The 18,493-nt window shown below is 68.0% G+C and carries 19 protein-coding genes; 8 read left to right on the top strand and 11 right to left on the bottom strand.

Annotation, left to right across the window (positions count from 1 at the left end):
• From CQY20_RS14540 to CQY20_RS14525, 4 genes are all read right to left on the bottom strand, one after another.
• Entirely contained in the window at positions 1-1,623 is a 1,623-nt protein-coding gene (locus tag CQY20_RS14540) for an ABC transporter permease (protein WP_097940794.1), read from the bottom strand.
• On the bottom strand, positions 1,620-2,555 hold the full coding sequence (locus CQY20_RS14535) for an ABC transporter ATP-binding protein (RefSeq protein ID WP_097940793.1): 936 nt from the start codon (positions 2,553-2,555) through the stop codon (positions 1,620-1,622). Before CQY20_RS14535 ends, CQY20_RS14540 begins: the two co-directional genes overlap by 4 nt.
• On the bottom strand, positions 2,527-3,213 hold the full coding sequence (locus CQY20_RS14530; protein WP_097940792.1) for a TetR/AcrR family transcriptional regulator: 687 nt from the start codon (positions 3,211-3,213) through the stop codon (positions 2,527-2,529). The genes CQY20_RS14535 and CQY20_RS14530 overlap by 29 nt, the downstream gene beginning before the upstream one ends.
• A gap of 144 nt (positions 3,214-3,357) precedes the next feature.
• Positions 3,358-4,035, bottom strand: coding sequence for an O-methyltransferase (locus CQY20_RS14525; protein WP_165789260.1), 678 nt, complete (start codon positions 4,033-4,035; stop codon positions 3,358-3,360).
• 176 nt (positions 4,036-4,211) lie between these two features.
• On the opposite strand from CQY20_RS14525, the gene sigE reads away from it, so the two are divergent.
• The 4 genes from sigE to tatB all read left to right on the top strand — a co-directional run bounded on the left by sigE (position 4,212) and on the right by tatB (position 7,483).
• Positions 4,212-4,988 (top strand): RNA polymerase sigma factor SigE, encoded by a 777-nt coding sequence (gene sigE, locus CQY20_RS14520; RefSeq protein WP_097940790.1) that lies wholly within the window; start codon positions 4,212-4,214, stop codon positions 4,986-4,988.
• 89 nt (positions 4,989-5,077) lie between these two features.
• Entirely contained in the window at positions 5,078-5,473 is a 396-nt protein-coding gene (gene rseA, locus CQY20_RS14515) for an anti-sigma E factor RseA (protein ID WP_097940789.1), read from the top strand.
• Between the two features lie 78 nt (positions 5,474-5,551).
• Complete coding sequence (htrA, locus tag CQY20_RS14510) at positions 5,552-7,048, top strand: serine protease HtrA (protein ID WP_097940788.1); 1,497 nt, start codon at positions 5,552-5,554, stop codon at positions 7,046-7,048.
• Positions 7,049-7,483, top strand: a complete 435-nt coding sequence (gene tatB / locus CQY20_RS14505) for a Sec-independent protein translocase protein TatB (protein ID WP_097940787.1) — start codon at positions 7,049-7,051, stop codon at positions 7,481-7,483.
• A gap of 77 nt (positions 7,484-7,560) precedes the next feature.
• Here the strand turns inward: tatB and CQY20_RS14500 are convergent, their stop codons facing one another.
• From CQY20_RS14500 to CQY20_RS14480, 5 genes are all read right to left on the bottom strand, one after another.
• Entirely contained in the window at positions 7,561-8,391 is an 831-nt protein-coding gene (locus CQY20_RS14500) for a hypothetical protein (RefSeq protein ID WP_097940786.1), read from the bottom strand.
• Positions 8,392-8,476: 85 nt separating this feature from the next.
• On the bottom strand, positions 8,477-9,619 hold the full coding sequence (locus CQY20_RS14495) for an Mrp/NBP35 family ATP-binding protein (protein ID WP_097940842.1): 1,143 nt from the start codon (positions 9,617-9,619) through the stop codon (positions 8,477-8,479).
• 58 nt (positions 9,620-9,677) lie between these two features.
• A complete protein-coding gene (locus CQY20_RS14490; RefSeq protein ID WP_097940785.1) occupies positions 9,678-11,009 on the bottom strand; it encodes a lytic transglycosylase domain-containing protein in 1,332 nt (443 codons plus the stop codon).
• A gap of 145 nt (positions 11,010-11,154) precedes the next feature.
• The gene (locus CQY20_RS14485; RefSeq protein ID WP_097940784.1) at positions 11,155-11,721 is read right to left on the bottom strand and encodes a DUF1003 domain-containing protein; all 567 of its coding nucleotides are present in this window, start codon (positions 11,719-11,721) and stop codon (positions 11,155-11,157) included.
• Positions 11,718-13,013, bottom strand: coding sequence for a magnesium transporter MgtE N-terminal domain-containing protein (locus tag CQY20_RS14480; protein WP_097940783.1), 1,296 nt, complete (start codon positions 13,011-13,013; stop codon positions 11,718-11,720). Before CQY20_RS14480 ends, CQY20_RS14485 begins: the two co-directional genes overlap by 4 nt.
• Before the next feature lie 25 nt (positions 13,014-13,038).
• Between CQY20_RS14480 and CQY20_RS14475 the strand changes: the two genes are divergently transcribed.
• Positions 13,039-13,995, top strand: a complete 957-nt coding sequence (locus tag CQY20_RS14475) for an HpcH/HpaI aldolase/citrate lyase family protein (RefSeq protein WP_097940782.1) — start codon at positions 13,039-13,041, stop codon at positions 13,993-13,995.
• 16 nt (positions 13,996-14,011) lie between these two features.
• Here CQY20_RS14475 and CQY20_RS14470 read toward each other — a convergent pair whose 3' ends face one another.
• Positions 14,012-14,455: a DUF4190 domain-containing protein gene (locus CQY20_RS14470; protein ID WP_097940781.1), complete on the bottom strand. Its 444-nt coding sequence runs from the start codon at positions 14,453-14,455 to the stop codon at positions 14,012-14,014.
• Between the two features lies 1 nt (position 14,456).
• On the bottom strand, positions 14,457-15,269 hold the full coding sequence (locus CQY20_RS14465; protein WP_097940780.1) for a DUF4190 domain-containing protein: 813 nt from the start codon (positions 15,267-15,269) through the stop codon (positions 14,457-14,459).
• 158 nt (positions 15,270-15,427) lie between these two features.
• On the opposite strand from CQY20_RS14465, the gene CQY20_RS14460 reads away from it, so the two are divergent.
• The 3 genes from CQY20_RS14460 (at position 15,428) to CQY20_RS14450 (ending at position 18,483) form a co-directional block, all read left to right on the top strand.
• A complete protein-coding gene (locus CQY20_RS14460) occupies positions 15,428-15,958 on the top strand; it encodes a YflT domain-containing protein (protein ID WP_097940779.1) in 531 nt (176 codons plus the stop codon).
• Between the two features lie 198 nt (positions 15,959-16,156).
• Positions 16,157-17,554 carry an ABC transporter substrate-binding protein gene (locus CQY20_RS14455; protein WP_097940841.1) on the top strand — a complete coding sequence of 466 codons (1,398 nt, stop codon included), beginning with the start codon at positions 16,157-16,159 and terminating at the stop codon, positions 17,552-17,554.
• A complete protein-coding gene (locus tag CQY20_RS14450) occupies positions 17,551-18,483 on the top strand; it encodes a carbohydrate ABC transporter permease (RefSeq protein WP_272938813.1) in 933 nt (310 codons plus the stop codon). The genes CQY20_RS14455 and CQY20_RS14450 overlap by 4 nt, the downstream gene beginning before the upstream one ends.
• Positions 18,484-18,493 lie beyond the last annotated feature (10 nt).

The following is an 18,493-nucleotide window of genomic DNA, read 5'->3' as shown; positions in this document are numbered from 1 at the left end:
TCAGACGGCGTCGCGGCGGCGGTAGATGATGCCCGCAACGAGAGCAAGTGCCGCGGCGGCCGCGACCATGGCGGTCAGCGCGACAGGCGAATAGTCGATCGGCGCCTTGGTCTGGCCGATCGGCGAGACATCGAGCAGCCACTGCGGAAGCCGCAGCAGCGCGCCGAGATACAGCGAGATGATGACGAAGGTCACTGCCAGCCAAGCGATCCAGGGCAGTCGGACTGCGACAGCCAGGGCGGCGAGTCCGGCCATCGCGGCCTGCGCGGGCACGAAGGCCAGCCCGGCCAGCGTCAGCCGCCAGATGGTCTGCGGCTCGCCGAGCGTGATGCCCGCGCCGAGTCCCATCCCGAGGCCGGCGAAGAACATCAGCACCGTCGACCCGACAATGGCCGCGGCCACGGCGGTGAGAAGCCATCGCCATCGCGACACCGACCCGGCCAGCACGGGCTCGCCGAGACCCGACTCTTCGTCGCTGTGCACCCGCAACACGGTGGCGACGGCGTACGCGGTGGCCGCCGCGGCGAGGAACTGTGTGAGCGTTGTGTACACCCCGTCGGTGCCCTGTTGGGCCAACACCCGCTGGACGAGTTCGTTGCCCTCCGCCACATCCAGAAGCGACTTGGTCATCGACCCGAATGCCAAGCCGGACAACAGCAATGCCACCGTCCAGCCGATCGTCTGCCCGCGCTGTAGCGTCATGTGCAAGCCGAACACGCCGCGGATCGGACGCGCTTTCGGGCGGTCACCCGTGGAGGGGATGACACCGTCGTCGTACTGACGCCTGCTCTCCAGCACCGCGGCCAGCGCCATCAGCGCGACGGCAAGGACGACCAGCATGACGAACGGCCACCACCGCAGTTCGACGAACGGGCGCATCTGCTGTGCCCATGCGACGGGGGAGAACCAAGACAGTGCGCTGCCGGAGTTGTTGATGACATCGCCGACACCGCGCACCAATGCAGCCAGCGCAAGCACACCCATCGCCGCCCCGGTGGCGGCGCGCGACTGCCGCCAGAGTTGCGCCGTGACCGCCGCGACCGCCCCGAACACCATGGCCACACCGGTCACGCCGAAACACATTCCGGCGGAGTCGATGACGGCGAAACCGGCAGAGGCCATGGCTGCCGTCATCGTCAGGGCCAGTATCGCGTTCACGCCGGCGGTCAGAATCAACGCGGCTGCGGTGCGGGCGTACCGGCCGACCACCGATGACAGCACCAGTTCGGCCGCCCCGGCTTCTTCTTCTGCGCGGGTGTGTCGAATGACGGTGAGAATGGCCAGGATTGAGGTTGCGACGATCAACGTGAGCATCAGCTCGTTGGCCATCATCACGGCGAGATCGGTCTCTCGAACACCGAACATCGGGCCGCCCATGATCATCGCCGCAGGGGTTTTCATCAGGCTTACGCGTGCTTCGCGCTGGGCTTCGTCCGGATAGGCGAGCTTGAGCGCGTTGGGCGTGTACACCATCATCAGCGTGAGCACGGCGATCCACACGCTGAGCCGGAAACGGTCTCGGCGCAGGGCCAGCCGCAGCAGGGTACCGACACCAGTGAAGGCCGAGGCCACAGTCGCTGCCTCGTGCCGACCCGGTTGGTGCGCAACCGTCGTCGCGGTCATCGGACCACTCCCTGGTACTCGCGCAGGAACAGATCCTCAAGCGATGCCGGAGTCACGGTCAGGTCGATGATGCCCAGCCGGGTGAGCAGCGCCATCGCGCGGTCGAGATCATTGCGATCGACCGAGAAGACGTAATGGCCGTCACTGATCGAGAAGTCGTGGACGAACGGGGTGCGCGAAAGTTCGCTCCCGTCGTTGTGGGTTCGCGCCCTGACCGTGGTGCGCATCAGGTGTCGAAGCTCGGCCAGCGTTCCGGATCTCACCGCGCGACCGGAGCGGATGATCGTCACGTGGTCGCACAGCTTCTCTACCTCGGCGAGGATGTGGCTGGACAGCAGCACGGCGGCACCGCGGCTGGCGACCTCGTGTACGCACTGCTGAAATGCCTTCTCCATCAGCGGGTCCAGACCGGACGTGGGTTCGTCGAGGATGTAGAGCTCGGCATTGGTGGAGAATGCGGCGACGATGGCGACCTTCTGCCGGTTTCCCTTGGAGTAGGTGCGGGCTTTCTTGTGCGGGTCGAGTTCGAAGCGCTCGAGCAGTTCGTCGCGCCTGCGGGTGTCGACCCCATTGCCGCGTAGCCGAGCCAGGAAATCGATGGCCTGCATGCCGGTCAGATTCGGCCACAGCGTGACATCGCCTGGTACATAGGCGATCCGACGGTGCAGGCTCACCGCGTCGCGCCACGGGTCGCCGCCCAGCAGTCGCACGGTGCCGCTGTCGGCGCGCAGCAGGCCGAGCAGCACCCGGATGGTGGTGGACTTGCCGGCGCCGTTCGGCCCGAGGAAGCCGGTGATTTCGCCTGGCGCGACGGTGAGATTCAGCCCGTCGAGTGCTCGAGTCCGGCCGAATGACTTTGTCAGCCCGTAGATCTCGACCGCGAGCTGTGCCCGTGCGGCGGTGTCAGCCCATTGCAGCGACGGTGCCGTCATCGTGATCTCCTTCGATCGGGGGGCTCAACGGGATGCCTTGTTCGCGTTGCGCGCGGAACGCCTCGTACATCGTCGAATCGGTCATCAGGCCGTTGGTGTAGACCTCGAGGGCGGGCAGCACCATCTCCTCGGCGTAATCGCGCAGCACCGCCCGCAGATCGCTCTGGTCGTTGTTCATCAGCAGGTACAGCAGCAGTCCGCCGCCGCTGCTGATGCCGAGAAATCGGGCGCGCGCCTTCGGGTCGGGGCTGGGCTTGAGGGTGCCTGAGCGCACGCCCTCCTCCAGGTACTGCTCGGCGTTGTCGACCATGCGCTGCCAGAACGCCTTGGCCAGTTCGCCGCCAGTCTGCATGCTGCGCACCAGATAGCCGATCATTGGCGCGTAGCTGTCGATCTCGGCGACCTGCCGCAGCCAGTCGGCGGGATCCGGCGTCCGCAGCGACTCCGTCTTCGTCTCGCGGATCTGGTCGGCGATGTATTCGTCGCACGCCCGCAGCAGGTTGTCCTTGGACCCGAAGTGATGGATGACCAGTGCGGCGCTGACGCCGGCCTTCTGCGCGATGGTCCGCAGTCCGACCCCGAAGCCGCGCTCGCCCACCAGTTCGATGGCCGCATCGCGGATCCGGGCGACGGCCGTGAGATCGTCCGCTGAACGCATGTTTAGTACGCTAAACGCGCGTTTAGCCCGCGTCAAGGCAGGGTCACCCTTTTAGCGCGAGCAGACGCAAAAGTCCGCCCTGTCCTGGGGTTTTGCGGGCACGAGCGTCTGCTCGCGCGAAGGAGCGGCTAGCGGGCTAGCCGATTAGTCCTCGGGGGATGGCCAATCGCGGGCGGCCACGAGGAGGCCGTCGCCGAGCGGTATCAGCACGGGTGTGAGTCGGTCGTCCTCGGCGATCAGCCGCGCCGCCTCCCGCACCGCGTTGACCTCGGCGTCGCGGGCGTCGGGATCGCCTGCGCGTCCACCGAGCGCGGCGCGGTGCACCACGATCGCGCCGCCGGGCCGCAACAGCCGGATGCCCTCGACGACGAAGTCGGGCTGGTCGGCCGGCTCGGCATCGATGAAGACCAGGTCGTAGGACTCGTCAGCCAGGCGGGTGAGTACCTCCTGCGCGCGCCCGCCGATGAGCCTGGTCCGCGACGGGCCGATGCCCGCCTCGGCGAACGCCTGCTTGGCCAGCCGCTGATGCTCGGGCTCGACGTCGATCGTCGTCAGCACGCCGTCGTCACGCATGCCTGACAGCAGCCACAGCCCGCTGACGCCGGCTCCGGTGCCGACCTCGACCACCGCCTTGGCGCCGCTGAGCTTGGCCAGCACGCTGAGCAGCGCCCCGACCGCAGGAGTGACGGCGCCGGCGCCGGTCTCGATGGCACGGTCGCGGGCGGCGGCGACGATCGCGTCTTCGGAGATCGAGTTCTCGGCGTGATTCACGATCGACTCGGCGCGGCTGGGTTGCGGCTGGCTGGCCGGGTCATCGGGCATGCCCGCAGCGTAGAGCGGCGCCGAATCCGCCACCACCGCGACACGCCCGACCCGCAATGCCGAAATGCTGCCAAAAATGATTGGTTTGCCCAGGTTGCGGGTGGGTAGCCTGCTTTCTCAGGGAAAGTTCAGTTAGCTCATATGCCTGCCACACCGCGGCAGGAGACGGTAGCGGCATGGAACACGGCGAACGGCTGCGCTCTTGGAATAACGACGTCGATCGTCGTGTTGCCGCAAATGTCGCATTACCGACGAACGTAGAACGCTGTGACGGGGAGGATCCGACGACTACCACCACTACACCCGTGCATCTCGCTCCCGTGACGATGCCGCATCTCGAGCGGTTCACCGACGGGGAGTGGGTCGAGCCGTCCGACGAGCCGCAGGGCACGGCGGTTTTCGACGCCACAGGCGACAAGTCCACGATGCCGTCGTGGGACGAGCTCGTGCGTCAGCACGCCGATCGGGTGTACCGGCTGGCTTACCGGCTCTCCGGCAATCAGCACGACGCCGAGGACCTCACCCAGGAAACATTCATCCGGGTGTTCCGGTCGGTGCAGAATTATCAGCCCGGCACTTTCGAGGGTTGGCTGCACCGCATCACGACGAACCTGTTCCTGGACATGGTGCGCAGGCGCGGCCGCATCCGGATGGAGTCGCTGCCCGAGGATTACGACCGGGTGCCCGCCGACGAGCCGAACCCGGAGCAGATCTACCACGATTCGCGGCTAGGCCCCGACCTGCAGGCCGCGCTCGATTCGCTGCCGCCTGAGTTTCGCGCGGCGGTCGTGCTGTGCGACATCGAGGGCCTGTCCTACGAGGAGATCGGCGCCACGCTCGACGTCAAGCTCGGCACGGTGCGCAGCCGCATCCACCGCGGCAGGCAGGCGCTGCGGGACTATCTGGCCCGTCACGGCGCCGCCACGGCCAGCGACACGGCCAGCTCAGCCTGACCGTTCGCGGGTGTCGCGGTTCGCTACCCGCGCTACATTCAAGTAAGAAGCGTCTGTCGCAAGGGTGATAGGCCGAGAGGAGCGGGGTGATGGTCGACCCGGGGCATGTGTTCCGCCGCGCGTTCTCGTGGCTGCCTGCCCAGTTTGCCTCCCAGAGCGATGCCCCCGTCGGGCCGCGCCAGTTCGGCTCCACCGAGCACCTGTCCACCGAAGCGATCGCGGCCTTTGTCGACGGCGAACTGCGGATGAGCGCACACCTGCGCGCGGCGCACCATCTGTCCCTGTGCGCGCAGTGCGCCGCCGAGGTAGACGCTCAGCGACAGGCCCGCGCAGCGTTGCGCGACTCGTGTCCAATCGCCATCCCGAGTTCGCTGCTGGGACTGTTGTCGCAGATCCCGCAGGAGACCGCGCAGGAACCGCCCGTCGACGGTGACGACACCAAGTTTGCTGATGGCACCATCCGCGACCGGCGCAAGCGCCGGTAATGTGGAACCCGAACCACGCATTGATCCGCCGGCGAGTAGCGGCGACCCAGATAGAGCCACATAGAGAGTGATACCGGGGTGACCAAGCAGGACCAGTCGGAAGGCAGCCACCGCGTCGCGCCGCGCCCTGTCTCGCGGCCGCCCGTCGACCCGTTGACCAGCAAGACCTTCGGCCGGCCCGAGGGCGTCAACGGCTCATTCCTCGGCGCCGACCAGCACCGCGACCACGGCGAATTCACGCCGACGAACCAGGCGCCCGACCCGGTGCTCGCCGAGGCGTTCGGCAGGCCCAACGGCGGCACTGACTCACTGCAACGCCACCCGGCCGACATCGGCGCGCTGGAGGCCGAGCGCGAGCGCCAGCTGCCGGAGGAACCCGACGACCCGTGGCGCGATCCCGCCGCCCCGGCCACGCTCGGCACACCCGCCGTGCCGAAGCCGGAACCCACGGCTGCGCCCACCGATGTGGGCAAGCTCGGTGTGCGCGACGTGCTGTTCGGTGGCCGGGTTTCCTACGTCGCGCTGGCCGTGCTGGCGATCGTCGCGCTCGTCATCGGATTCGCCGGCGGCTGGGTGGGCCGCAAGACCGCCGAGGTCGTCGAGGCGTTCACCACCTCCAAGGTCACTCTTTCCACCGACGGAAACGCCGAATCGCCTGAGGGCCGTTTCGCCAAAGTTGCTGCCTCCGTTGCGGATTCGGTGGTGACCATCGAAGCCGTCGGGGACAACGAAGGCGCGCAGGGCTCCGGCGTGGTCATCGACGGGCGCGGCTACATCGTCACCAACAACCACGTGATCTCCGAGGCCGCGACCAACCCGAGCCAGTTCAAGCTGTCGGTGGTGTTCAACGACGGCAAGTCGGTGCCCGCCAACCTCGTCGGCCGCGACCCGAAGACCGACCTGGCCGTGCTCAAGGTGGACAACGTCGACAACCTCACCGTCGCCCGTCTCGGTGACTCCGACAAGCTTCACGTCGGCGACGAGGTGATCGCCGCCGGCGCGCCGCTGGGCCTGCGCAGCACCGTCACCCAGGGCATCATCAGCGCGCTGCACCGGCCGGTCCCGCTTTCCGGCGATGGCTCCGACACCGACACGGTGATCGACGGCGTGCAGACCGACGCGGCGATCAACCACGGCAACTCTGGCGGGCCGTTGATCAACATGAACTCCGACGTCATCGGCATCAACACGGCCGGGAAGTCGTTGTCGGACAGCGCAAGTGGTCTCGGCTTCGCCATTCCGGTGAACGAGGTGAAGACCGTCGTCGAGGCGTTGATCAAGGACGGCAAGATCGCCCACCCGACGCTGGGGCTGACGGCCAGGTCGGTGAGCAATGATCTGGCCTCCGGCGCGCAGGTCGCCAACGTCAAGGCAGGTGGACCCGCCGAGAAGGCAGGCATCCTGGAGAACGACGTCGTCGTCAAGGTCGGCAATCGCACCGTCGCCGACGCAGACGAATTCGTTGTCGCGGTGCGGCAGTTGAAGATCGGCCAGGAGGCCCCGATCGAGGTGGTTCGCGACGGCCGTCATGTGACGCTGACCGTGACCCCCGGTTCCGACAACAGCAGCACGTAAATGTTCTCCAACGTCGGCTGGGGGGAGATGCTGGTCCTGGTGGTCGCCGGACTGGTGATCCTGGGGCCCGAGCGGTTGCCGGGCGCGATCCGGTGGACGGCTGGTGCGCTGCGGCAGGCGCGCGACTACATCAGCGGAGCCACCAGCCAACTGCGCGAAGACCTGGGCCCCGAGTTCGACGACCTTCGTGAGCCGCTCAGCGAGTTGCAGAAGCTGCGCGGCATGACGCCGCGCGCGGCCCTGACGAAGCACTTGCTCGACGGCGACGACTCGATCTTCACCGGCAAGTTCGACGACAACGGCAGTTCCAGTGCCAACGGCACGCCCGCTGTCACTGACCGTACGCCGACAGAGAAGACCTCACCGACGGCGCCGCCGTCGCAAGCGTCGACACCGCAACCAGCCCAAACACCTTTCGACCCCGACGCCACCTGAAACAACGCCCAAACCGACATTTGGGCGCGAAAGTGCGAGAAGATCGCGCCTTTTCGTCGATCTCGGCGTTGCGAAAGTCAGCCAGCGCGCTCGCTGAGCGAAACCGCCCAATACCGCAGGCCGACGGCCCAGCCGACCCAAGCGATGCTCGCGACGAGGTTGGCGGGCAGCACCCGCGGGTCCTCGAACGTGCTGATCACGGTCGCCGTGGCGAACAGCAGCGTCAGCAGCAGCCACAGCCAGTAGACGACCCGGGCGATGTGAGCGCGAATCCCGTTGAATCGCTGCAAAAGCAGCGCATCGCGCACCGTCAACCGGCGCTGTGTCTCGACGGGCTGCGACTCTTCCACGCGCAGCGCCAGGTAGCGAAAGCCCATCGCGATGAGCGTGTAGACGAAGATGCCGAGCAGATCGGCGTAGATCATTCCGCCGGAGAAATAGTTGGGAATGCCTATCGTGTCGGCCCTGCCGAAGGCCGAGCCCAGCGCCGAGGCCACCTGCAGCAACACCATGCCGAGGGCGAAGTAGTAAAAGCCGCGCAGCACGCGGGCGCCCCGGCGCTGCATCGGGTAGGCCAGCAGCAGCCGTCGCACGGTCACCGACCGCTTCTGCTCGGAGCGCGGCGGCGGCGTCGACGCTTTCACGAGGTCGGACGCCTCGTCGAGCCAGGCCTGGGCTTGCGCGGCCGCGCGCCTCTCGTCGTCGGGCGCGATGAGCTTGCTCGCGTTGAACCATTGCGCGGCGAACTCGACCTGGCGGCTGGCGTCTTCGAACGACAGCTTGCGACGCCCGGCCTCTGTTCGCCGCTCGCGCCAGTCGCCGATCACCAGCGCGACGATGCCGATGCCCGCGGTAACGATCGGCGTGACGATCGTCAGGGCAACGCGAACGACCTGCTCGGTATCCATCGCGCCTTAGTCTTGCCGCGAAACGGCATTCCGGCAGCAAAACTTCGAGTAGAGCCCTGCGGGAATGCCGTTTCGCGGAAGAGGGTTAGCGGCCCGCCGGGTCCAAACCCAGCGACATGCCCGCCAACCCGCGCTTGCGGGCCGACAGCGTATCGGCGATGTTGCGCAGTTCCTTGCCCGCGGCGGAGTCCGGCGCGCTGAGCACCAACGGGACACCGCTGTCGCCGGCGGAGACCAGCGCGGGATCCAGCGGCACCTGCCCCAGCAAGGGCACGTCGGCGCCGACCGCCGTCGTCAAGCGCTCGGCGACCTGGCGGCCGCCGCCCTCGCCGAACACCTGCATCGTCGTGCCGTCGGGCAACACCAGCCCCGACATGTTCTCGACGACGCCGACGATGCGCTGGCGGGTCTGCAAGGCGATCGCGCCCGCGCGCTCGGCGACCTCGGCCGCGGCCAGCTGCGGCGTCGTCACCACGAGGATCTCGGCGCTGGGGATCAGCTGCGCGACGGAGATCGCGACGTCGCCGGTGCCCGGCGGCAGATCGAGCAGCAGCACATCCAGATCACCCCAGTACACGTCGGACAGGAACTGCTGCAGCGCCCGGTGCAGCATCGGCCCGCGCCACACCACCGGCGTATTGCCTTGGGTGAACATGGCGATCGAGATGATCCGCACGTCGTGGGCGACCGGCGGGAGGATCATCGACTCGACCTGGGTGGGCCGGTCGGTGGTGCCCATCATCCGCGGCACCGAATGCCCGTAGATGTCGGCGTCGAGCACGCCCACCGACAGCCCGCGCGCGGCCATCGCCGCGGCCAGGTTGACCGTCACGCTGGACTTGCCGACCCCACCCTTGCCCGATGCGACGGCATAGACGCGGGTCAGCGAGCCGGGCTGGGCGAACGGGATGACGGGCTCGCGTGCGTCGCCGCGCAACTGCTTGCGCAACTCGGTGCGCTGTTCGTCGCTCATCACGTCGAGGCTGACCTTGACCGCCCCGGTGCCCGGCACGTCAGCGACGGCGGCGGCCACGCGCTCGGAGATCTCGGTCTTCTTCGGGCAGGCCGCGGTCGTCAGATACACCTCGACGTGCACGCCGCCATCGGCTGCGACGGTGACGCTTTTGACCATGCCGAGCTCGGTGATCGGCCTGCGCAACTCGGGGTCGATCACCTTGGCCAGCGCAGCGCGGACAGCGGCTTCCGTTTCATTCGGGCGTTCTGACATCACCGCCGAGTCTAGGCGCAGCGCTGCGTCTCGACTTCCGCGCGGGCGGGCTGGCAGGTCAGGCGCCAGGGCCCGGCGCGGGTCCGACACCGGCCGGCGCCGCGCCGTCGCCCACCGACGGCGGGGGATCGACCGGCGCATCGACCGGAGTGCCGTTCGCCGGGGGAGGCGGCGCCGCCGGAGGTGGCGGTGGCGGCGGCGGGAAGAGCGGCGGGAACAACGGTGGCGCGGCAGGCGGCGGCGGCGCGACGCCCGGCGGCAGCGCCTCGGGCGGCAGCTGCGGCTGCACCGGAGCGGGCGGATTGGTGCCGAGGCAGAACACCGCGCAGTTCTGCTGCTGCGGCGGCGGCTGCAGCCACGGCGGCAGGTTCTGCGCAGGCGGTGGCGGCAGGGGCGGCGCCGCGTCGGCCGGACCCGGCAGCGGGCCGAACGCAGGCCCGTTGCCGGTCTGCATCTGGCTCGCGACGTCGGTGCGGCTCATGTCGGCCAGCGGAGTCATCGCCAGCGGGTCGTTGGCGGGCAGCCCGAGCACGTTCATCGGCAGGCCGGGCCCGATGCCCTGGTAGTTGTCCAGATGCACGTCGGCGATCGGCGGGATCGGCCCGGTGATCGGCGGCAGATCGACGGGGACGACGCCGGTGGCGTACGCGGCCGCCCAGCCCAGCACGTTCTGCGCGTAGGCCATCGAGTTGTTGTAGCGCAGGATCGCCGTCATCACCTGCGACTGGTCCCGCAGATTGAGCCCGCCGCTGCACAGATACCGCGCCGCGGCCAGCGACGAGTCGAACAGGTTCTGCACGTCGGCCTTGCCGTCGCCATTGCCGTCGGAGGCATACCGCGACCAGGTGCCCGGCAGGAACTGCATCGGCCCCATCGCGCGGGCGTAGGTCACGCGGTTGGCGCTGCGGCTCAACTCGATGACTTCGTTGCCCGGGAGCGTGCCGTCCAGCGCGGGCCCGTAGATCGGCCGCACGGCCGAACCCGACGCGTCGGTGGCGCCGCCGTTGGCGTGCATCGACTCGATCCGCCCGATCCCGGCGAGCAGGTTCCAGCTCACGCCGCATTTCGGGTAGGCGGCGGCCATCATCCGCTCGGCGTTCTGGTATGCGTTCAGCGCCATCATCGGAATACGAAGGGCGCCAGGCGCATTAACCACAGCGGCGGGTGCCGGGCCGGAGATATTGGCGGCCGAAGCGATGTGAAACGGCGTCGGCTCCCTTTTCACCGCGACCACCGAGGCGCCCGACCGGTCGCCAGGCGACGGGGCCACCGCCGCCAACGGGGTTACCGCGCTGTCACGGGTGGGGGCATGCGTCGAGGGCGCGCCGCCCACAGCGCCGGCGAAGACAAGAGGAGTGATGGCCGCGATACCGAGTGCGGGTGATCGCATCACCCGCGTTGCGCGCCGCCGCACAGCCTGGAGGGCGGCTCCTCCCCCTATGTGCACTCAACCGTCCTAGCGTCAGCGTTAGGTTGTGAACCAAGTCACCATACCTAGTGGACAAGAGACGCGTGACGACAATGCCTGACCTGGCTCAACCCGATTTTTTCGACCGACGCTCTCCGGAATGGGCTTTGCCAGGACCGCCCTTGTCGTCGTCCCTGGCGCCGTCGGCGGAGTTCGACGGCGCCAGTTCGGCCACCAAATCGCGCAGCTCGTCGAGTTCGCGGCGCAGATAGTCGCGGGTCGCGACCTCGCCGACGGCCAGCCGCAGTGCGGCCAATTCACGCGCCAGGTATTCGGTGTCGGCCTTGGTCTGTTCGGCGCGGCGGCGGTCTTCTTCCAACGACACCCGGTCGCGGTTCTCCTGCCGGTTCTGCGCCAGCAGGATCAGCGGCGCGGCATAGGCCGCCTGCGTCGAAAAAGCGAGGTTGAGCAGGATGAACGGGTACGGATCCCAGCGCAGCCCCACCGCGAAGAGGTTCAGGCTGATCCAGACGATGACGATGATCGTCTGCCAAGCCAGATACCGCCCCGTGCCGAGAAACCGGGCGATCGATTCACTGAACCGTCCGACCGCCTCGGCATCGACGGTGAAGATGGGGCGGCGTCGCGATGTGCGGGGGGTGTCGAGTCGCTGGCGTGCCGACAGATCACTCATGTCACCCCTTCTGCACCGGATAGTTCGGGTTCTTCTCGTTCGCGCCAGTCATCTGGCAGCAGATGGTCGAGCACGTCGTCGACGGACACAGCGCCCAATAGGTGGTTCTCTTCGTCGACGACGGGACCGCAGACCAGATTGTAGGCAGCGAAATACCGGGTGACCGCGGTCAGCGGATCCTCCGGCCGCAGGCTGGGCAGGTCGGTGTCGAGGATGCCGCCGACGAGGGCGGCGGGCGGCTCGCGCAGCAGCCGCTGCAGGTGCACGCAGCCCAGATAGCGGCCCGTCGGCGTGGCCGTCGGCGGCCGCACGACGAACACCAGCGACGCCAGCGCCGGCGTCAGGTCGGGGTCGCGGACCCGGGCCAGCGCCTCGGCGACAGTGGTGTCGGGTGCGATCGCGACCGGCTCGGAGGTCATCAGGCCGCCCGCCGTGTCGGGGGAGTGTGCCAGCAGCCGTCGCAGGTCCTCGGAGTCCGAGGGGTCCATCCGCCGCAGGAACAGCTCGGCGTCGGCCGGGGTCATCGTGCCGAGCAGGTCGGCCGCGTCGTCGGGTTCCATCGCCTCGAGCACATCGGCCGCGCGTTCGGGTTCCAGCTGGCGCAGCACGGTGGCCTGCTCGTCTTCGGGCAGTTCTTGCAGCACGTCGGCGAGCCGCTCGTCGTCGAGGCCTTGGATGACCTCGAGGCGCCGTTTGACCGGCAGCTCACGCAGCGCCTCGGCCACTTCGATAGGGCGCTGTCCCTCGAACTGTTCGAGCAGCTGCGCCACGCCCTGCCCGGGCATGGCCAGCCCGGACGGCGTCAGGCCCTGCACCCGGTCCCAGTCGACGATGGCGACGTTCCTGCGACGGCCGAGTCGACGCGCCAGCGGGCGCACCGCGACCTTCGTGACCATCCAGTCCCTCGTGCGGATCTGTTCGATGCCGAGGTCCACGACGACGAGGTCGACGCCGGCCAGCTCGGGCAGGTCGGGGTCGTCGACGCGGACACGCGTCTCGATGACCTGGCCGAGCACCAGCACCTCGCCGGGGCGCTGCTGGAACTTGCGCAGTGACACGTTGGCGGTGACCAGGGTGACGGCGCTGGGGTCGATCGCGGTGACCCGGCCGATGGGTACGAAGATGCGCCGACGGGTGAGCAGTTCGACAACCAGGCCCAGCACCCGCGGCTGGTGGCGGACGATGCTGATGCTGATGACCACGTCGCGGACACGGCCGATGGATTCGCCGTCGGGCCCAAGGACCACCAACCCCGCGAGCCGAGCTGCGTAGACCCTGTTCACCGACACCATGACTCAAAGGGTAGAGAGTGTGGTTGTGGAAAACCGGTATCGACCCCGCAGAACGATCCTTTCCGTACCTGGCAGCAGCGCCAAGATGATCGAGAAGGCCAAGACGCTGCCCGCCGACGAGGTGTTTCTCGACCTCGAGGACGCCGTCGCCCCCGAGGCCAAGGAGGAGGCCCGCACGCAGGTCGCGATGGCGCTGGCCGATTCGGGCTGGGCGGGCCAGCTGCGCGGCGTGCGGGTCAACGACTGGACGACGCCGTGGACCTACACCGACACCATCGAGGTGGTGTCGACGGCGGGCGCGTCGCTCGACATCATCGTGCTGCCGAAGGTCACCGACGTGTCGCACATCCATGCGCTCGACCTGTTGCTGACGCAGTTGGAGACGACCCACGGGCTGCCGGTGGGCCGCATCGGCATCGAGGCGCAGATCGAGAACGCGCAGGGGCTGACGAACATCGACGCGATCGCGACCGGCCCGCGCGTGCAGGCGTTGGTGCTGGGCCCGGCGGACATGGCGGCCAGCCTCAACATGCGCACCCTCGAGGTCGGCGAGCAGCCCGAGGGGTACGACGTTGGCGACGCGCATCATTTCGTGCTGATGCGCATCCTGGTCGCCGCGCGCACCCACGGCGTGTTGGCGATCGACGGCCCGTTCTTGAAGGTGCGTGACGTCGACGCGTTCCGCCGCGTGGCGGGCCGTTCGGCGGCACTGGGTTACGACGGCAAGTGGGTGCTGCATCCCGACCAGATCGCTGCGGGCAACGAGATTTTCAGCCCGCGCCAGGAGGACTACGACCACGCCGAGCTGATCCTGGAGGCCTACGAATGGCACACCTCTCGCGCGGGCGGGGCGCGCGGCGCGGTGATGCTCGGCGACGAGATGATCGACGAGGCCAGCCGCAAGATGGCGCTGGTGATCGCGGCCAAGGGCCGCGCCGCCGGGATGACGCGCAAGGCCGCGCCGTTCCAGCCGCCGAACTAGCGAAAGGCTGTGGCGCTCACTGGGCTCCGGTCGCATAGAGCCCGACGATGACCAGCAGGTACAACGCCCAGAAGACGGTCACCAGCCCGCCGACAATGGCGCCCGCGAGCGCGAGCCCGTAGCCCTCTTGGCCGGTGCGTCGGCATTCGCGCATCGCGATGACGCCCAGGATCAGCCCCGCGATCGAGGACAGGCCGCAGCACGCAAAACCCACCAGCGCGGTGACCAGCGCCGCAACCGCCTTGCCGTTGGTGCCCGGCGGCTTGATCTGCCCGTACGGGGCGTAGCCGGGATATCCCGAATACCCGGCATAACCCGGATAGCCGGGGTACACCGGCGGCGGCAACGGCGGGTAGTTCGTCGGGTAGTCCACCGGAGCAGCCGGATCCGCCTGCGACGGAAGGTCTTCCAAGCGCGGGAACTCGCGACCGCCGAACGGCTGCTCAGGTGGCGACGTCATTTCATGCGCTGAAGGCGAATGCTGCCCAGATGATGCTGATGATCAGCGTCGCTATCCCGACCGCGATGCCCGCCACCGCCATCCCGTGGCCGCCTTGGCGGTTCTGCTTGATCTGGTTGAGCGCGATCACGCCGAGCACGATGCCGACCACCGAGCCGATGGTGCACAGGATGCCGATCAGCGAGGCCACCAGCGACCAGATCGCCAGCTGATTCGTCTCGGCCTGCGGCTGGCCGTAGCCGCCGCCGTATCCACCGGGATATCCGGCGGTCCCGCCGTACTGCGGTGGCGGGGGATAGCCGGGGACGCCGCCGTATTGCGGTGGCGGAGGCGGATACCCGGCGTCGTAACTCGGTTGTCCGCCGAAACCGGACTGGTCGGGGTAGGGCGGCGGATAGCCCTGCTGTCCGGCGTCGGGTGACTGATACCCCGGCGGGGGATACGCCGACGGCGGAGGGTAGGCGGGCGGCGGGTAGCTCTGCTGGTACTCACCCGGCGGTGGATAGCTCGCCGGCGGCTGGTACGCCGACGACGGCGGCGCGGACGGCGGGGTGTAGCCCGGCGGGGTGAACTGCTCGGTCGGCTGTCCGAGCGGCGATTGCCCTGGCGGGGTGAACTGTTCGGCCGCCTGCCCTGACGGTGCCTGCTCGTCGGATTGCTCGGCCGAGGGCGCTTCGTGCTTGCCCGACTCGGTCGGCTGATCCTGCGGCGTCTGCTCGGTCGGCGCCTCATGGGCGCCCGATGGCTGCTCCGAGGAGCTCGAACCGGCGTCGGATGCTGGCGTTTCGGAAGACTCCCCACCCGGATTTGTCATGCTGATCAACCTAGCGTATGTGCTGGTCCCCGTGTCGTGCGTGCACGTCGGGCACCAACGCGTTCGCTGGTTCGTTGACCGTAGAGAGGCCGAGACGATTCGCGGTGCGGAGCTCGCGGGTATCGCGGATCTCGCGAACATGAGGAGAATGAGGAGCGATGACCAGCCCATTCCAGCCCGGACCCAACCCCGGCGGCACTCCTGGCGTGCCGACCTCCCCGGCACGTGGCGGTCCCGCCAGCCTGCCCACTCCGCCGAAGGGGTGGCCGATAGGCTCGTATCCGACCTACGCGGAGGCGCAGCGGGCGGTGGACTACCTGTCCGATCAGGACTTCCCGGTTCAGCAGGTCACCATCGTCGGCGTCGACCTGATGCAGGTCGAGCGTGTGACCGGCCGTTTGACCTGGCCGAAGGTGCTCGGCGGCGGCATGCTCAGCGGCGCCTGGCTGGGTCTGTTCATCGGTTTGATCCTGGGTTTCTTCAGCGAGAATCCATGGGCCTCGCTGATCACCGGCCTGGTCGCGGGCATCTTCTTCGGCTTGATCACGTCGGCGATCCCGTACGCGATGGCGCGCGGGACACGGGATTTCAGCTCGACGATGCAGCTGGTCGCCGGCCGTTATGACGTGCTGTGCGACCCGCAGAACGCGGAGCGGGGGCGCGACCTGCTGGCCCGGCTGGCGCTCTAGCTCTCTTTAGCTCGGCTAAGCGCACTTTCGCGTGCCCATAAGGGCCGGTAGACCGCAGGTCACGATCGCGATGCGGCTGCCGACGCGCCGCCGCGGGGTGTTGCAAACAATGCACAGGTACCTCTACGGTTCTGGCGCGGGAGGTTCCCCGCCGGAGCCGCTCCGGCGGGCGACATCTACGCGGACGGGAGGCGGGTGGTGCGCGCACGTCGACTGTGGGCAGCGGCGATGGCTGCCGCGACGACGGCATCGGTAGTCACGGCATGTAGTTCCGGCGAGCGCGGAATCGTCATCAACTACTACACGCCGGCAAACGAAATGGCGACGTTCACCGCGGTCGCGAAGCGTTGCAATGAGCAGTTGGCTGGCCGCTTCACCATTCAGCAGGTCAGCCTGCCGAAGGAGGCCGACGCCCAGCGTCTGCAGTTGGCGCGACGGCTGACCGGCAACGACAGAAGCCTCGACGTGATGGCGCTCGACGTGGTGTGGACCGCCGAATTCGCCGAGGCCGGTTGGGCGCTTCCGCTGTCGGATGATCCGTCGGGCCAGGCCGAGATCGACGCCACGACGAACACGCTGCCCGGGCCACTGGAGACGGCGAAGTGGCAGGGCAAGCTCTACGCCTCGCCGATCACCACAAACACCCAATTGCTGTGGTACCGCGCGGATTTGATGGATGAGCCGCCGACGACGTGGGATGGCATGGTGCAGGAGGCGACCCGACTGCACGCGGCGGGCAAGCCCAGTTGGATCGCCGTGCAGGCCAAGCAGTACGAGGGTCTGGTGGTGTGGTTCAACACGCTGCTGCAGAGCGCGGGCGGTCAGGTTCTCTCCGATGACGGCGAGAAGGTGACGCTGACCGACACCCCCGAGCACCGCGCGGCCACCGTCAAGGCGCTGCAGATCATGAAGGACGTCGCCACCGCGCCTGGCGCCGACCCGTCGATCACGCAGACCGACGAGGCCACCGCGCGCCTGGCGCTCGAGCAGGGCAAAGCCGCGCTGGAGGTCAACTGGCCGTTCGTGTTGCCGTCGATGTTGGAGAACGCCGTCAAGGGTGGGGTGAGCTTCCTTCCGCTGAACGAGGATCCGGCGCTGGAGGGCAGCATCAACGACGTCGGCACCTTTTCGCCGACCGACGAGCAGTTCCAGGTCGCCTATGACGCCAGCAAGAAGGTGTTCGGGTTCGCGCCGTATCCCGGGGTGCAACCCGGCCAGGAGGCCAAGGTGACCTTGGGCGGGCTCAACCTGGCGGTGGCGAGCACGACGCAGCACAAGGCCGAGGCGTTCGAGGCGATCCGGTGCCTGCGCGACGTCGAGAACCAGCGCTACACCTCGATCGAGGGCGGCCTGCCCGCCGTGCGCGCGTCGCTTTACGACGACCCGGCGTTCCAGGCCAAGTATCCGCAGTACGCGATCATCCGCGAGCAGCTCACCAACGCCGCGGTGCGCCCGGCCACGCCGGTGTATCAGGCGGTGTCCACGCGGCTTTCGGCGACGCTGGCGCCGATCACCGACATCGATCCGGAGACGATGGCCGACGAACTGACCGAACAAGTGCAGAAGGCCATCGACGGTAAGGGGTTGATCCCGTGACGGCCACGGTGGCAGCACCCAAGGCGCCGACGCCTGCGCGCGGCGGTGCCGGTGACGACAAGAAATCCGACCGCCGGCTGGCGTACATCTTGATCGCGCCCGCGGTGATCCTGATGCTTGCGGTCACCGCATACCCGATCGTCTACGCGGTGTGGCTGAGCCTGCAGCGCTACAACCTGGCTGCACCTGACGACACCGCGTTCGTCGGCCTGGGCAACTACGTGACCGTGCTGTCCGACCGGTACTGGTGGACGGCGTTCATCGTCACGCTGGCGATCACCGTGATCTCGGTGGCGATCGAATTCGTGCTCGGCATGGCGCTCGCGCTGGTCATGCACCGGACCATTTTCGGCAAGGGTGTGGTGCGCACCGCGATCCTCATCCCGTACGGCATCGTCACCGTCGCGGCGTCCTACAGCTGGTATTACGCCTGGACGCCGGGCACCGGGTATCTGGCCAACCTGCTGCCCGAGGGCAGCGCGCCGCTGACCGAACAACTGCCGTCGCTGGCCATCGTGATCCTTGCCGAAGTGTGGAAGACGACGCCGTTCATGGCCTTGCTGCTGCTGGCCGGGTTGGCACTGGTGCCGCAGGATCTGCTCAACGCCGCGCAGGTCGACGGTGCGGGCCCGTGGAAGCGGCTGGTCAAAGTCATTCTGCCGCTTATCAAACCGGCGATCCTGGTGGCGCTGTTGTTCCGCACGCTCGACGCGTTTCGCATCTTCGACAACATCTATGTGCTCACCGGCGGCTCCAACAACACCGGGTCGGTGTCGATCTTGGGCTATGACAACCTGTTCAAGGCGTTCAACCTGGGTCTGGGGTCGGCGATCAGCGTGCTGATCTTCCTGTCGGTGGCCATCATCGCGTTCATCTATATCGCGGTCTTCGGCGCCTCGGCACCGGGATCGGACGAGGAGAGGCGCTGAAAAAATATGG

It is taken from the genome of Mycolicibacterium agri (genome assembly GCF_002553505.1).
GTDB classification, from domain to species: Bacteria; Actinomycetota; Actinomycetes; order Mycobacteriales; family Mycobacteriaceae; genus Mycobacterium; species Mycobacterium agri.
Note: the sequence above shows the minus strand (reverse complement) of the source record. Positions and strands in the feature narration are given on the sequence as shown.